Source organism: Sodalis glossinidius str. 'morsitans', from assembly GCF_000010085.1.
In the GTDB taxonomy this organism is placed as follows: domain Bacteria; phylum Pseudomonadota; class Gammaproteobacteria; order Enterobacterales; family Enterobacteriaceae; genus Sodalis; species Sodalis glossinidius.
Window position 1 is genome coordinate 1,288,680 of the sequence record NC_007712.1, and the last position, 12,202, is coordinate 1,300,881.

Genomic DNA, 12,202 nt, shown 5'->3' on the forward strand with positions numbered 1-12,202 from the left:
CATCACCAAAAGCTCACTCATAACTACACCAGGCCACCAAAAGAGACAACGCCTGAAGAAAACTGGACGACATTCTGAAATATGCCCCCCATATTTAAGGGGGGCAGTTTTGTGCCACGTGCGTATATCAACAGCAATTTACGAATTGGAGACTGATAACGAATTGTGCTGAATAAATCACAGCAGCATTTTTATTGACTGATGTCATGCGACTTTATAGAAATGAAAAAGCTTAGTCTTTCTGCTGCTGAGTCTTCAGACATCAATCTCATGTAAAACATTATGAGATGGCAGAATGCGATGAAGTATTTTGCCGCTGCACTATTTGTGTGTTTAGAATGATAGAAATCTATCATCTCAGGCAGCGCAATGAAAAAAATATCTATGTCAGCTGTGGCCAGAGCGGCCGGTGTCGGGGTCTCTACCGTTGATCGTGTGTTAAACAACAGAGCCTCTGTCAGGCAGGAAACCCGGGACCGGGTTCTGCGTGCTGCCGAAGCGCTCGGTTACCGGGAAGACCTCCGAAAGGTTATGATCCATGAAGCCACGGAAGTAAAGATTCCCGTACGCACTGGATTCATTCTGCTTCCCAATGATTATTCTTTTTATCAGGTGCTTTCAGAAGAAATCAGTCGGTTTGCAGACGGAAAAATGGAGACTGAACCCGAGTTTCTGTGGGCTGATATTCACGATGTAGAGAAAGTCGTATCGTCTCTTGAAGAGCTGGCAAAACGTGTTGATATCATCGGATTTGTTGCGCTCGATCATCCTCTTATACGGCATACGATTAAGCAGCTTTCCGCAGAAGGTGTGCAAACTTTCACTTTGTTTTCTGATCTCTCTCCCTGCGGCCTGGCGGGCTATATAGGGCTGGATAACCTTAAAGCAGGACGCACGGCGGGATGATTTGCTGAACGCATGACTGAAAAAGAAAGTGTCATTGGCGTGCTGCTTGATGACCACCGTTTTAAATGTCAGGAAAGCTGTGAAATAAGCTTTCGTTCGTATCTGCGTGAAAACAGAAAAGATGCCGTGGTTTTGGAGCCCTTACAGACGCTCGAAAGTATCAATGGGGGCTACCTTGCGGCAACGCAGCTGCTAAAAAACAATCCCGTTATTACGATGATTTATGCGCCCTGCAGTGGCATACAGGGAATGATTAAGGCCGTCTTTAAAAGTAGCGGCATGATATAAAAATTCTCTACCATGGTCCGTTTATCGGCGATGAGATGGCACTCATTGAGGGGCATGTCGACATCATGATACGTCACCGTATAGATGCAGTGGCTGAAAAGATCGTCTCTGTTTTTATCAGCAGACATCAGGGAACTGATCGCAATCCTGTACACGTTACCGTGCCTTTCGATCTCATAACCCGGGAAAATGTCTGAATCGTCCTGCCATCAGGCAAAGGGTTGTGCTATCTGGGTTTGATTTAAAGCTATCAAAAAAATGATATAAAAATCATGATCATTATCAAATAACTCACTCCGAATGGTTGCCGGTAATAAAAAGCTGGCGCAATACTGCGCGCACTGCCTCAGGCTTTTGCTGTCAGGCCTGTCAGTGCTCATAAGTGTTGCCGCATCTGGAGAAAAAAATCATGGCCATTTCCATCGCGACTGCGCCCTGTAGCTGGGGCCCTGGGGTTATTTGCCTGTGCAGCGAGAAGTGCTGAATTCAGCCCTTGCGGAGTATCAGTTGTCCATCATCGCAGGCACTCTTTTTGACGACCTGGTGAGTGAAGAAAACTTCCCGCTAATGGTCGACCTAACCCACAAAATATGCCGCAATCTTAGCGCCCTTTCCCGCATGGATGAGCCTGTCAGTCAAGATAAGCCTGCAGCTTATCTGGTCATCATCGACTTCGGTGATCCTGAACGGGCAGCCACAGCGGGTCGGTCAGAAAAAGCCACACGGCTTAAGGACAGCGACTGGCAGACCATGATGAGACATATCACCGTCCTGAGTGAGATTGCCTGGAAAGAGTTTGGTTACCCGGAAAAAATGAAGTACCAGGCCGTTGAGACCCGCGAGCGGATAGAGCGGGAATTACTCATCCCTCACAGCTAAGTCATCTGCACGGTGAGGTGGGAAATTTATTTCTTCATTAAAGCTGGGCTTTTAAGACATACCTCTCGGGTTATTGATGTCAGAGCCTCAGTATTGAGTGTCAAACCGAACGGTTAACGTCTTTATTTCGCTCTTAGAGGGCTTTGCCACACGCACGTGTCCTCCCTGCGTCAGTGGCTTATATTGCTTACAAAGTGATACGTTAATTTCCCGGAGCAGGGCACCCGAAGTAACCCGTTCACGTGAAAGGAATATCAGATGGAGTTAGAGATAGCGTGTTTAACGCTTGAACCCTACAATGACTTACATTACGAAGGCTTGAGGGTAATGGATAACGATTCCAGTGTGATGCGTTACATCAACAACGGTATTGTTAAAACACCTGAAGAGACCTGGGAAGGTATCAGACGTGTTCGTGCGCGTTGGGAGAAATACGGGTTTTCGTGGTGGGCTATCAAAGAAAAGGTTTCGGGTGCCATCGTGGGTGCAGCATGCCTGCAGCATCTGGAGAACATTGATGGCGCACCGTTAGAGATTGGCTGGTGGCTCGTCCCAGAACATAACGGCAAATGCTATGCAACAGAAGCCGCTGAAACCGTTCGCGGCAGAGCTAACTGGCGCAACCTACCTGATTGCGGTTGCCGATCCTAAAAATATTCCCTCTCAACGCTCGTGGAGGAATAAGAGGCCTTATTTTCTTCCTCAGCAGAGCATCATGACAGTAGCGGGTATCGTAAGCGCCATCAGCCGACGCTTCCCTGATTTTACGCTGGGTCTGGTTTATCAGAGCGGGTAGGGCCTGAGTATCCGTCGTACCGCTGAGCGATAAGTCAGCACAGATAATCTCATGCATTACACTGTCTGCGGCCATATGCAGCTTATGCCACACCCTCCGTCTGTCGGCACCATGCTGTCGGACTTTCCATTCGCCTTCGCCAAAGACCTTCAGGCCGGTTCCGTCAATGACTAGAGGTGAGATTTCACCACGGGTCGGCGTTTTTATGCTGATCTTAACTGTCTTTGCTCGCTTGCTGATCAGCGAATAGTCTGGGCATCTTAGCAGCAGCACCATCAGTTTAAAAATGGCGTCAACGAAGCCCTGTAAAGCCCTTAACGAAAGGCCAAACACGCGTTTCATCATCAGAACAGTGGTGATAGCCATATCTATGTAGTGAAGCGGCCGGCCACGCCGTTCAGGCGTTGTTTTTTCCGCCCATGCAACAATTGCCGACTCATCCAGCCATATCGTCAGAGCCCCGCGCTGCTTGAAAGCTTTGTTGTAAGTGGACCAGTTGGTTATTTTAAACTTTTGCTTTGCCATGGAGTGCAGATGTTGAAATGACGGTAGTGATCTGAGCAGACGATCACCTAAAAGTTATATTTATTCAACAAAGCCGTTTTTATCCTCTAAACCGGCATGCCAGACGCACATTGATAACACCTGTGGCCAATAAACGGGGTTTGGCATTACATCAAGGGGTTAATTGCAGAAATGTTTGACTGCTGATACGAGGACGCGCTGTTAGGCCACTGCGCTGTTACGCTTATTAGTTTGACTCGCTATCGGGTTGCACTGCGGTACCGCTAGACGCCTTTTCGCAGCGGTAGGCAAAACAATATATTATCCAAGAATGACTTAATCGTTCACCGATGACCATGCTATTTTTTAGCATAATATCTTTTCGAGGTTATCGCGTTGCGTATTTACAGCATTGATTTCATCAAAATTTTGAGGATTTTGGCGTTATGGCTAGCGGCTACTTTCTTCTGAACAACCGGCGCACCGATCAGTTCTCTTATGCTACCTTAAAGCCAAAAACGTCGGGATTGCGCTGATTTTTTTATTATATTTACGATAATATAATTATTGCATCCTTCACCGAGGTTGAAAAGCATAATTTACTGACGTTTATAAATCTTGATACCTGCATGAGTGATGCAAGCCATTTATGGTTTTTGTTTTCCATTATCAATCTTTATTTCATTTTACCGCTATTGAGATTCGCCTTTGTCAAAGCACAGCGGGCAATGCTGACAAACGTTATCGCGGCCCTGTTTATTATCGCCAACGTATCGTTACTGGAAAACGCACTTACCGCCGGGCTAGGTATAGCCTCCATTATCGATGTCGAGTCAGTTAACGGGGTTAGTCAGCTTTTTATTGGGTGGTTATCTCGGTCTCTTTTTCCAGCCCCTGCCTTTGCCGCGGAGGGTAACGGGGGGTTGATACTTTTGGCATTAGCGAGTTTCACACTCTTGGTCTGGTTAACACAGCGCTGGGGTATTAACTTCTTCTACGGTAAAACCTATAACGTTTTTTTACAGGGTGCAGCCATTAGTGTTTTCATACTGCTCCTTTGCAGCCGTGTAAAACGACTGGAAAAAATAATTTCCCACGTTGGCAACAAGACCTTGGGCATTTATCTGGTGCATAATATTTTCATTATGTAAATCAACGGCGGTTTAACACCCTGTATCCAAAATTCAGCTTCTTATCACCTTATGGTTATCTAATCTGTTATTCGCTGCTGGCGTTCATTGCTTCCTATCTGCTGTGCTGCCTGTTAAGCCAAAATCGGTGGTTAAATAAGCTCATCAGCTTATAAGGCTAACGACGCCTGTGCTACGCTTGCGGCCGTCTGCCTTATTTGCCGCTGCTAACAGATCAACATCCTTGCCGACAACATCATTTCGTCGCCAAACGGAGTGATTGCATGCCGTGCAGCCCTAAACCCCGGCACCCTGAATCTTGAAATCCTGACCCCCTGAAAATCTATAAACCTGAAAACCGCCAAAATTGTTACCGGTTTCATGAAATTATCAAAATTTAGTTTCATTTTTTAGTGTTAGCATGACACTGCCAGTGTCCAGAGGTGAGAGTCGAAAACAGTGTCCAATCCACGCGGAGGAAGATACCCATGACGCCGTCGGTGCAGCGCCCTCAAGGGGGCTTTGTTGAATAAATATAACTTTTAGGTGATCGTCTGCTCAGATCACTACCGTCATTTCAACATCTGCACTCCATGGCAAAGCAAAAGTTTAAAATAACCAACTGGTCCACTTACAACAAAGCTTTCAAGCAGCGCGGGGCTCTGACGATATGGCTGGATGAGTCGGCAATTGTTGCATGGGCGGAAAAAACAACGCCTGAACGGCGTGGCCGGCCGCTTCACTACATAGATATGGCTATCACCACTGTTCTGATGATGAAACGCGTGTTTGGCCTTTCGTTAAGGGCTTTACAGGGCTTCGTTGACGCCATTTTTAAACTGATGGTGCTGCTGCTAAGATGCCCAGACTATTCGCTGATCAGCAAGCGAGCAAAGACAGTTAAGATCAGCATAAAAACGCCGACCCGTGGTGAAATCTCACCTCTAGTCATTGACGGAACCGGCCTGAAGGTCTTTGGCGAAGGCGAATGGAAAGTCCGACAGCATGGTGCCGACAGACGGAGGGTGTGGCATAAGCTGCATATGGCCGCAGACAGTGTAATGCATGAGATTATCTGTGCTGACTTATCGCTCAGCGGTACGACGGATACTCAGGCCCTACCCGCTCTGATAAACCAGACCCAGCGTAAAATCAGGGAAGCGTCGGCTGATGGCGCTTACGATACCCGCTACTGTCATGATGCTCTGCTGAGGAAGAAAATAAGGCCTCTTATTCCTCCACGAGGTGGGGCGCAATATTGGCCAGACCGATACCATGAGCGTAACTACGCCGTTGCGAATCAGCGTCTAAGCGGCAGTAACGATGTATGGAAAAAGCAAGTGGGCTATCATCGACGCTCAGTGGCTGAAACAGCGATATTCCGGTTCAAAACGCTTATGGGCGATCATCTAAGTCTGCGTGACTATGATGCGCAGGTAGGTGAGGCAATGGCGATGGTCAAAGCGCTTAACAAAATGACGCTGTTAGGAATGCCGAACAGCATCCGGATCGCATCACAATCGATCTGCTAGGGGGGCGTAGTCATAAGTTCTGATTTATTCAACAAAGCCGCTCAAAGGTATTTTTTTCTCCATTCGGTTGAGGCCGCAGGGGAGGCAGCAACCTAACCGGTCTGTGAGGGTTAACCACCCGACCTCGCCATGCGTCGAGAGTTCATCCTAGGCTATGCTAAGCATGCTGTCAGCGGCATTGTCTTTGGCGCTGACGCGCGTGCGGCATGAATTTGATCGCCGTATCTTTGATGATTTAGGAAGCATTGGGTGTCTTGTGCTTAATCAAAGCCGGGGTGAGAGCGTGCAAACAATGCCCTTAGTGATTATTTTAAAACTCAAGGCAGAGTATATTGTCTGGAATGTCTATTTGATTTACAAAATTTGAACTTGGCACTATACCGGATTTAAGTGCAGTATCAGCCGCAAAAAGCGGCGGTGATTTTTTCTTTGCTAAATGGCTTAATTTGCGGGGCTGCTATTGGCTTCATGCTTCGAGGTTTTTTTGAAACCAAATCGTGGAAAGAGTGAAGCCAATTGTGCTGCAAAACAAAACCGAAGGAAAATTAAAATGAGAGCTATATAACTAATTGACGTTAACACAACATGAATTATTATCGTCAATCTCTTAAGTTGAACGAGTCTTTTCCAGGGTGGGCCAAGGACCAAGAACTTGTCTGCGCTGGCACTTGACCTCACTGGGTCAGAGCCGGGGATTGGCCACCGTGTACTGGTGATCCCGGATAGCCTCCGTCTTTTGTCCTTTACCTTCCCCAAATGACCCGCCGCCGTCTGCGCAGGGTCACCCCGTATAGAAAGGATGTTCAGACTAATATGTTTGGTGTAGTCACTCTTTACTGTGGCGGTATTTTCGGTGGGTGGCGCTGATATTCCACCGTCGTTTTTATCAATAAAAATGAAACGGAGTTGAATTTCTTCATTTGTCTAATGGGCCGGTAGTACGTTTATAAGTTAACTTAAGGGAAAATAATTCAGCGTGATAAAGGGCCTTGACTTTACGCGAGCTATGGTAAGTTGTTTCATGTACAAGGTCACGCTTTGTTGAATGTTATCGCTAATAGAAAGCGGATTAACAATGAATCAGTAATATATACCCGGCATGAGTGCGCGCAAGGCCTGTGTGAGCCGCTAACGTATAAGCATTTTCGCACTTGGCTGATTTGCCGTACGCCAGGCAATCGCTATATCGCAGATCGCGTGGTAGTCCAAGCGGGTCCGCTGTTAACGGTTACAGGGTAAAAGCGACTGAACGAAAAAATGCCCACACGATGTGGGCGAGCTAAAGGACGTACAGCACTATCTGGTTATATGACGCCTGGGAAGTATGGAGCAGATAAGTGATGGCAGGATGACAGTCGGCGGAAAAGGAACCAGGGACCACAATCAGGTGTCAGCCGCATGGACTACGGTAATGGGTGCTTTAGGTTTTGGCGTTGTAAATGCCCTTTACCCCGCACCGATCCTGAGCCTATACGCTTATGGAATATTAACAAGTCCTATCGAAGCGGCCGCAAATAACGTCCGGCAATTGGTCATCACTGCTCCGGCGGGACTGATAATTAGTACCAAAAAAGGCATATCGCCTGTCACGAGGGAAAGATGTTCAAAGTGTGCGGTAGGAGTGTGATATTGATTGGATTGCTGTCGGGTTGTACGACGGTATGGATTAACGGCCGGGTCGACGCCTTGCCGCTCGCCGAGGCGAAGATGCATTGCGAGGGCGTTGCCCATCAGCGGTTTCCGGTGAAAAACGAAGTCGCGCAGCGCAGCATGGTTTGGGATGAACAGGGGACTACCGTCTCAAGTGAGGGTAACGAACGCAAACATCATCCTTGGCACCTTCGACGTGAGAAAATGGAAAGTTACATAATGGATGTCAATAAGCCCGATCGGGATGCCTTGTTTGAACAGTTTATGGCTGATGATGGCTGGATAAAGGAACGCCGCTGGGGCGCCGTTAGGTGAATGACCGCTGCGCCGCGTTAGCGCGTTAGGGTTGATCTAGTGAAACAAACGGTCGCCGGTTAGCAGGCGATATTGGGGTTAAAGCCGATGTTAGCCTCTACTACCGGCGCGCGGCCTGATGATAACGTTTTAGGATTATTCTTTATGTAAATAATAACATAATGTGATATATTGTTTTTTGGCCACACTAGGGAATTATAACAACATCTCTTTAGCTAGCCCGCTTTGACGGGCTTTTTTTTGTTCGGGGGCTGGTGGGGCAGGGGGCTGTACAACGCTGTGAGATCGCCAGCCCATACCTAAAGTACCATCAGCCGGTCTTCTGGCGCTTTTTCTGACTACCCTGATCGGGGCATTATGCTCTCTCTGGAGCAGGTGTCGCTCTGCGCGTTATCCTTTGCGCCGACAGGGTCAAACGGTGACGGTTTTTCTACCGCCGGACTAGGTCAAATCGCGGTAAGATATCCGCGCGCAAAGGCCGTAGTGCGGCCTTCGGGCCTTTGCCGCACAGCCAGGATGACCAGGGGAGCCCATGATGTCAGGCGTACTAGCCAACGTTCACTATGAAAAAAACCGTGCTCAGTTCCGCTTGCCGCCAGGTCTGGAGGGGATGGAACTCTACCGCGCGCATCTGTTGCACCATGCGTTTGAGCCCTACAGCCATGACGCTTTTGGTTTGGGCATTATCGATGCCGGCGCGGAACGGTTCCGCTATCGCGGCGCGCTGCATCTGCCCCCGCCAATCGCTGGTGATGATGAATCCCGACGAATTGCATACCGGCGAGGCGGTGACCGAAGAGGGCTGGCGCTATCGGATGATTTACATTGCGCCCTCCACATTGTGCGACTTGAGTGGCGAAAGCGGCTGGTGGTTTGGCAACGTGGTACGTCAAGATCTGACGCGCGCGACGGCATTGTCCCAGCTGCTGGCGGCGCTCTGGCAAAGTCAGGAAGCTCTTTGCAGAGTCGGACTGGTGCTTGAGATTGCCGACCTGCTGCGCCCTCATGCGCACGTGGCCAGACGGTCGCGAATGGAAGCGACGCACCGTCTGGATATCGTCCGCGATTACATCATGGCGTGTCATGCCCGGGCGATAACGCTTGAGGAGATGGCGGGTCTGGTCTTCTTGAGTCCCTATCATTTTCTGTGTCAATTCAAAGCACGGTTCCATGCCACGCCCCATCAAATGCTGATGGCCTGCCGGCTAAGCCAGGCCAAACGGATGCTTGCGCGCGGGATGCCGGCGGCGGATGTGGCCGTCGCCGCAGGGTTGACGGATCAAGCGCATCTTACCCGCGCATTCGCGTTACGTTATGGCACTACACCGGTTCGCTATCAAAAACAGGTGCTACCGGCGGCACGCTGACCGCAATCTCATACAATATTTTGCTGTTAGCACCGGGCACAATCAGAGATGATCCTAACAAAAAACAGGAAACATGATGATAACAGGGATATTTTTCGCGCTCGGCGCGGGCTTATTATGGGGAATGATTTTCGTAGGACCCCTGCTGGTGCCGGATTACCCCGGCGTTCTGCAGTCGGCGGGGCGCTATGTTTCTTTCGGGCTCATTGCCTTGCCTATGGCCTGGTATGACCGGCACCGCTTAAAGCGGCTGCAACGACAGGACTGGTTGGAGGCGGTAAAACTATCGCTGGTCGGCAATCTGATTTATTACACCTGTCTGAGCAGCTCCATACAGCGCACAGGGGCGCCGATTTCCACCATGATCATCGGCACGCTGCCGGTGTTGCTGGCGGTAAGCGCCAATGTCGCCTATGGACGGGACGAGGGTAAATTGCCCTGGGGGCGTTTGTCGCCGGCCTTGTTGTTAATTGCCACCGGTCTGGTGTGCGTGAATGCGGCTGAATTGAGACAAAACGTGCAACCTTTTGATTTGTGGCGTTATTTGAGCGGCATTGCTCTGGCGCTCATCGCCGTGGTGTGCTGGACCTGGTATCCCCTGCGTAACGCGCGCTGGCTGCGTCGCCATGCGTGCCATAAACCCACTACCTGGGCTACGGCGCAGGGGCTTGCCACTCTGCCGCTGGCGGCGGTGGCCTATGGGGTAATTTGCTTGGCAATGGGGTTCACCCATCAGGCGTTCCCCTTGCCATTCGGTCCGCGGCCAATGGTGTTCGTGCCGCTGATGATCGCCATCGGACTGCTGTGTTCCTGGCTGGGTGCCTTTTGCTGGAACGAGGCAAGCCAGCGCTTGCCCACGGTACTGGTGGGGCCGCTTATCGTTTTTGAAACCTTGGCCGGCCTGACCTATACCTTTTTGCTGCGTCAGGCGTGGCCGCCGCTGTTGTCCCTTACCGGCATCGCGTGTCTGATTATCGGCGTCGCCTATGCGGTCAGTATCAAACCAGAGCAGGTGGAAAAAATCGTTTCACTCTAAGCGTCAGGTGGCCGCGGTGGCGACGGCCGCACTCAGGCGCCCTTGGCTTTCTCTTTTCTCGGCCGTAGGGCGCCAGTGTGATCATAATAGCGGCTCGGCCAAATCTCGGCCGCCGGGACGCCGATCACTTCAGCTATCACTCTTTCCCCCTTAGGCCATGGACGATGCAGTGTGTTAGACAGCGTCGTGGAGCTTAAGCCAAAGGCGCGGGACAGGGCGCCCAGGGAAGTACCGCGTTTACGTAATGCAGCTATGATATCAGCCTTGTGCCAGTCTTCCTTCATGCACACATCTCCTGTGGGTTTTGAATCTCCTGCTACAATACTACGTTATTCGTAGTTATAATGACAAGCCGAAACTACGATTATCGTAGCTATGATCACACGACCTTCTTATCTTGATGTCTTTTGCCGCCGGTTAAAACAGGCACGGCAGGCCAAGGGCCTTTCGCAAAAGCAATTGGGTATTGCGGCGGGTATCGATGAGTTCGTTGCCAGTACGCGTATCAATCGTTATGAGAAAGGCGTCCATGAGGCCAATATTCAAATTGCCCAGCATTTGGCAACGGTGCTTGAGGTGCCGCTCGCTTATCTGTATACCGAAGATGATGAGTTAGCGGAGTTGATGCTTATTTTTCTGGCGCTGGCGAAGCCGCGGCGTGGGGAAGTGATGCAATGTGCGCGCCGTCTGCGGGCAAAATGAGGCAATGGCGACAACGTGCGGGTAGGCGCCGGGCCATTAAAATAATCGAAACATAAAAAAAGCTGCCGTGGCAGCTTTTTTTATTTGTCGCAAGGACGGAATTACATTATGGCGCCGGGCGGTACATCTTTGACGGTGTTCAGATAGGACGCCAGAATTTTTTTGATAAAGTTACGAAATTTCATCTTGTTCCTCGACCAGTTCGGTGTGTTGCCAATGTTTAATTCTGATGCGCCTATAATATGATATTCGTCACATTAATGCAATTTTTTGTGATTCAAGTCACATAAAAATTACCCGCCGTTCCCATTACGTCTTCGTTTCGACCTCCTTGGCGCCAACCCGCAACGTCGTGAAAACCTGCGCGCGGTCATACACGGCACCCCTGAATCGTTGCGCTGAGGTTTGCTCTGCGGCTCCTACATTAAACGCTGTTCCCCTGCCAAGCGGGGAAGGAGGCAAGACAACTCAGGATGATGCAGACATGCCGTCAAACGGCAGGGAAGTAATGGGGATTGCATGTATGCTCAAAAGCGTTGGTCATGGCCGCTATTCGCTCAGTAAATGGACCCAGGCCATCGCCTTTTTAACCTGTACCGGCGTGATTTGCTGGTATCCCTACCATTTGTGCCTAAGCGAATGGATGTTCGGCCTGTATTTCGGTGTGGCGGTCGGGGCTAACGTTCTCAACAAAAAAATCTCCATGGATAAGGCGTTGGGCTATAAACGCGCCGATACTGCTGCCGTGGTCACCGAGACCTGCCAGCCGGCGGGAGAAAATCAATGATGGCGATGTTCTCACACCCTGGCATCTTCGCCACGCTGCTGGGGGGAATGATGGGGTTACTGATGGCGGTTTTCGGTTGTGGCAGGGCGCGCGGGCGCGACGCGGCGCAAAAGCGGGCCAACGTGCAGCGCGAGGTGGCTAGGCGGGAAGCGGTGGCGCATATCGTTCAACGGCAGAGTGAGGTTGCCAGAACGTCAGGGGACATCAAGGATGAAATTACTCGTTTGTCTGCTGGTGATGTTGATAAGCGGCTGCGGGAAAAGTGGCGCTATCCCGACGCTGCCGGCGATCGTTGATACCGGCTGCAGTT

Annotated in this window: 14 protein-coding genes and 2 pseudogenes; 13 read left to right on the plus strand and 3 right to left on the minus strand. The window is 50.1% G+C overall.

The features are described 5' to 3' along the window. The first annotated feature begins 369 nt into the window (after nt 1-369). The 4 genes from SGP1_RS32830 to SGP1_RS26790 all read left to right on the plus strand — a co-directional run bounded on the left by SGP1_RS32830 (nt 370) and on the right by SGP1_RS26790 (nt 2,724). Nucleotides 370-906, plus strand: a complete 537-nt coding sequence (locus tag SGP1_RS32830) for a LacI family DNA-binding transcriptional regulator (protein WP_243466180.1) — start codon at nt 370-372, stop codon at nt 904-906. Between the two features lie 12 nt (nt 907-918). Next, entirely contained in the window at nt 919-1,194 is a 276-nt protein-coding gene (locus SGP1_RS32835; protein ID WP_243466181.1) for a hypothetical protein, read from the plus strand. Between the two features lie 507 nt (nt 1,195-1,701). Further along, entirely contained in the window at nt 1,702-2,073 is a 372-nt protein-coding gene (locus SGP1_RS06605; RefSeq protein WP_243466331.1) for a hypothetical protein, read from the plus strand. A 258-nt stretch (nt 2,074-2,331) separates the two neighbouring features. Further along, a complete protein-coding gene (locus SGP1_RS26790; protein ID WP_041866702.1) occupies nt 2,332-2,724 on the plus strand; it encodes a GNAT family N-acetyltransferase in 393 nt (130 codons plus the stop codon). 16 nt (nt 2,725-2,740) lie between these two features. Here the strand turns inward: SGP1_RS26790 and SGP1_RS06615 are convergent. Continuing rightward, nucleotides 2,741-3,394: pseudogene (locus SGP1_RS06615) on the minus strand (IS5 family transposase); the annotation flags it as partial. 590 nt (nt 3,395-3,984) lie between these two features. Between SGP1_RS06615 and SGP1_RS06620 the strand changes: the two are divergent. The 6 genes and pseudogenes from SGP1_RS06620 to SGP1_RS06655 all read left to right on the plus strand — a co-directional run bounded on the left by SGP1_RS06620 (nt 3,985) and on the right by SGP1_RS06655 (nt 10,403). Next, a complete protein-coding gene (locus SGP1_RS06620) occupies nt 3,985-4,524 on the plus strand; it encodes an acyltransferase family protein (protein WP_341532861.1) in 540 nt (179 codons plus the stop codon). Between the two features lie 572 nt (nt 4,525-5,096). Further along, nucleotides 5,097-6,035, plus strand: a complete 939-nt coding sequence (locus SGP1_RS06630; protein WP_011410636.1) for an IS5 family transposase — start codon at nt 5,097-5,099, stop codon at nt 6,033-6,035. A 154-nt stretch (nt 6,036-6,189) separates the two neighbouring features. Then, nucleotides 6,190-6,402, plus strand: a complete 213-nt coding sequence (locus SGP1_RS06635) for a hypothetical protein (RefSeq protein WP_148203403.1) — start codon at nt 6,190-6,192, stop codon at nt 6,400-6,402. 1,262 nt (nt 6,403-7,664) lie between these two features. Beyond that, on the plus strand, nt 7,665-8,000 hold the full coding sequence (locus SGP1_RS06645) for a hypothetical protein (RefSeq protein ID WP_041866707.1): 336 nt from the start codon (nt 7,665-7,667) through the stop codon (nt 7,998-8,000). A gap of 535 nt (nt 8,001-8,535) precedes the next feature. Then, a pseudogene (locus SGP1_RS06650) lies at nt 8,536-9,367 on the plus strand (AraC family transcriptional regulator). Between the two features lie 76 nt (nt 9,368-9,443). Continuing rightward, nucleotides 9,444-10,403, plus strand: a complete 960-nt coding sequence (locus tag SGP1_RS06655) for a DMT family transporter (RefSeq protein WP_041866708.1) — start codon at nt 9,444-9,446, stop codon at nt 10,401-10,403. Between the two features lie 32 nt (nt 10,404-10,435). On the opposite strand, the gene SGP1_RS06660 is transcribed toward SGP1_RS06655, so the two are convergent. After that, on the minus strand, nt 10,436-10,687 hold the full coding sequence (locus tag SGP1_RS06660) for a helix-turn-helix domain-containing protein (protein ID WP_041866709.1): 252 nt from the start codon (nt 10,685-10,687) through the stop codon (nt 10,436-10,438). Nucleotides 10,688-10,778: 91 nt separating this feature from the next. On the opposite strand from SGP1_RS06660, the gene SGP1_RS06665 reads away from it, so the two are divergent. After that, the gene (locus SGP1_RS06665) at nt 10,779-11,105 is read left to right on the plus strand and encodes a helix-turn-helix domain-containing protein (RefSeq protein WP_011410640.1); all 327 of its coding nucleotides are present in this window, start codon (nt 10,779-10,781) and stop codon (nt 11,103-11,105) included. 101 nt (nt 11,106-11,206) lie between these two features. On the opposite strand, the gene azuC is transcribed toward SGP1_RS06665, so the two are convergent. Further along, nucleotides 11,207-11,290: a stress response protein AzuC gene (gene azuC, locus SGP1_RS36190; protein ID WP_148203648.1), complete on the minus strand. Its 84-nt coding sequence runs from the start codon at nt 11,288-11,290 to the stop codon at nt 11,207-11,209. A gap of 338 nt (nt 11,291-11,628) precedes the next feature. Between azuC and SGP1_RS06670 the strand changes: the two genes are divergently transcribed. Then, complete coding sequence (locus tag SGP1_RS06670) at nt 11,629-11,892, plus strand: hypothetical protein (protein ID WP_148203404.1); 264 nt, start codon at nt 11,629-11,631, stop codon at nt 11,890-11,892. Continuing rightward, nucleotides 11,889-12,188 carry a hypothetical protein gene (locus SGP1_RS29270; RefSeq protein ID WP_041866711.1) on the plus strand — a complete coding sequence of 100 codons (300 nt, stop codon included), beginning with the start codon at nt 11,889-11,891 and terminating at the stop codon, nt 12,186-12,188. Before SGP1_RS06670 ends, SGP1_RS29270 begins: the two co-directional genes overlap by 4 nt. Nucleotides 12,189-12,202: the final 14 nt, after the last annotated feature.

Bases quoted from the DNA above. Each gene is read 5' to 3' on its own strand.
- SGP1_RS32830 (WP_243466180.1), top strand. From the start codon at position 370: ATGAAAAAAATATCTATGTCAGCTGTGGCCAGAGCGGCCGGTGTCGGG.
- SGP1_RS32835 (WP_243466181.1), top strand. From the start codon at position 919: ATGACTGAAAAAGAAAGTGTCATTGGCGTGCTGCTTGATGACCACCGT.
- SGP1_RS26790 (WP_041866702.1), top strand. From the start codon at position 2,332: ATGGAGTTAGAGATAGCGTGTTTAACGCTTGAACCCTACAATGACTTA.
- SGP1_RS06630 (WP_011410636.1), top strand. From the start codon at position 5,097: ATGGCAAAGCAAAAGTTTAAAATAACCAACTGGTCCACTTACAACAAA.
- SGP1_RS06635 (WP_148203403.1), top strand. From the start codon at position 6,190: ATGCTAAGCATGCTGTCAGCGGCATTGTCTTTGGCGCTGACGCGCGTG.
- SGP1_RS06655 (WP_041866708.1), top strand. From the start codon at position 9,444: ATGATAACAGGGATATTTTTCGCGCTCGGCGCGGGCTTATTATGGGGA.
- SGP1_RS06660 (WP_041866709.1), bottom strand. From the start codon at position 10,687: ATGAAGGAAGACTGGCACAAGGCTGATATCATAGCTGCATTACGTAAA.
- SGP1_RS06665 (WP_011410640.1), top strand. From the start codon at position 10,779: ATGATCACACGACCTTCTTATCTTGATGTCTTTTGCCGCCGGTTAAAA.
- azuC (WP_148203648.1), bottom strand. From the start codon at position 11,290: ATGAAATTTCGTAACTTTATCAAAAAAATTCTGGCGTCCTATCTGAAC.
- SGP1_RS06670 (WP_148203404.1), top strand. From the start codon at position 11,629: ATGCTCAAAAGCGTTGGTCATGGCCGCTATTCGCTCAGTAAATGGACC.
- SGP1_RS29270 (WP_041866711.1), top strand. From the start codon at position 11,889: ATGATGGCGATGTTCTCACACCCTGGCATCTTCGCCACGCTGCTGGGG.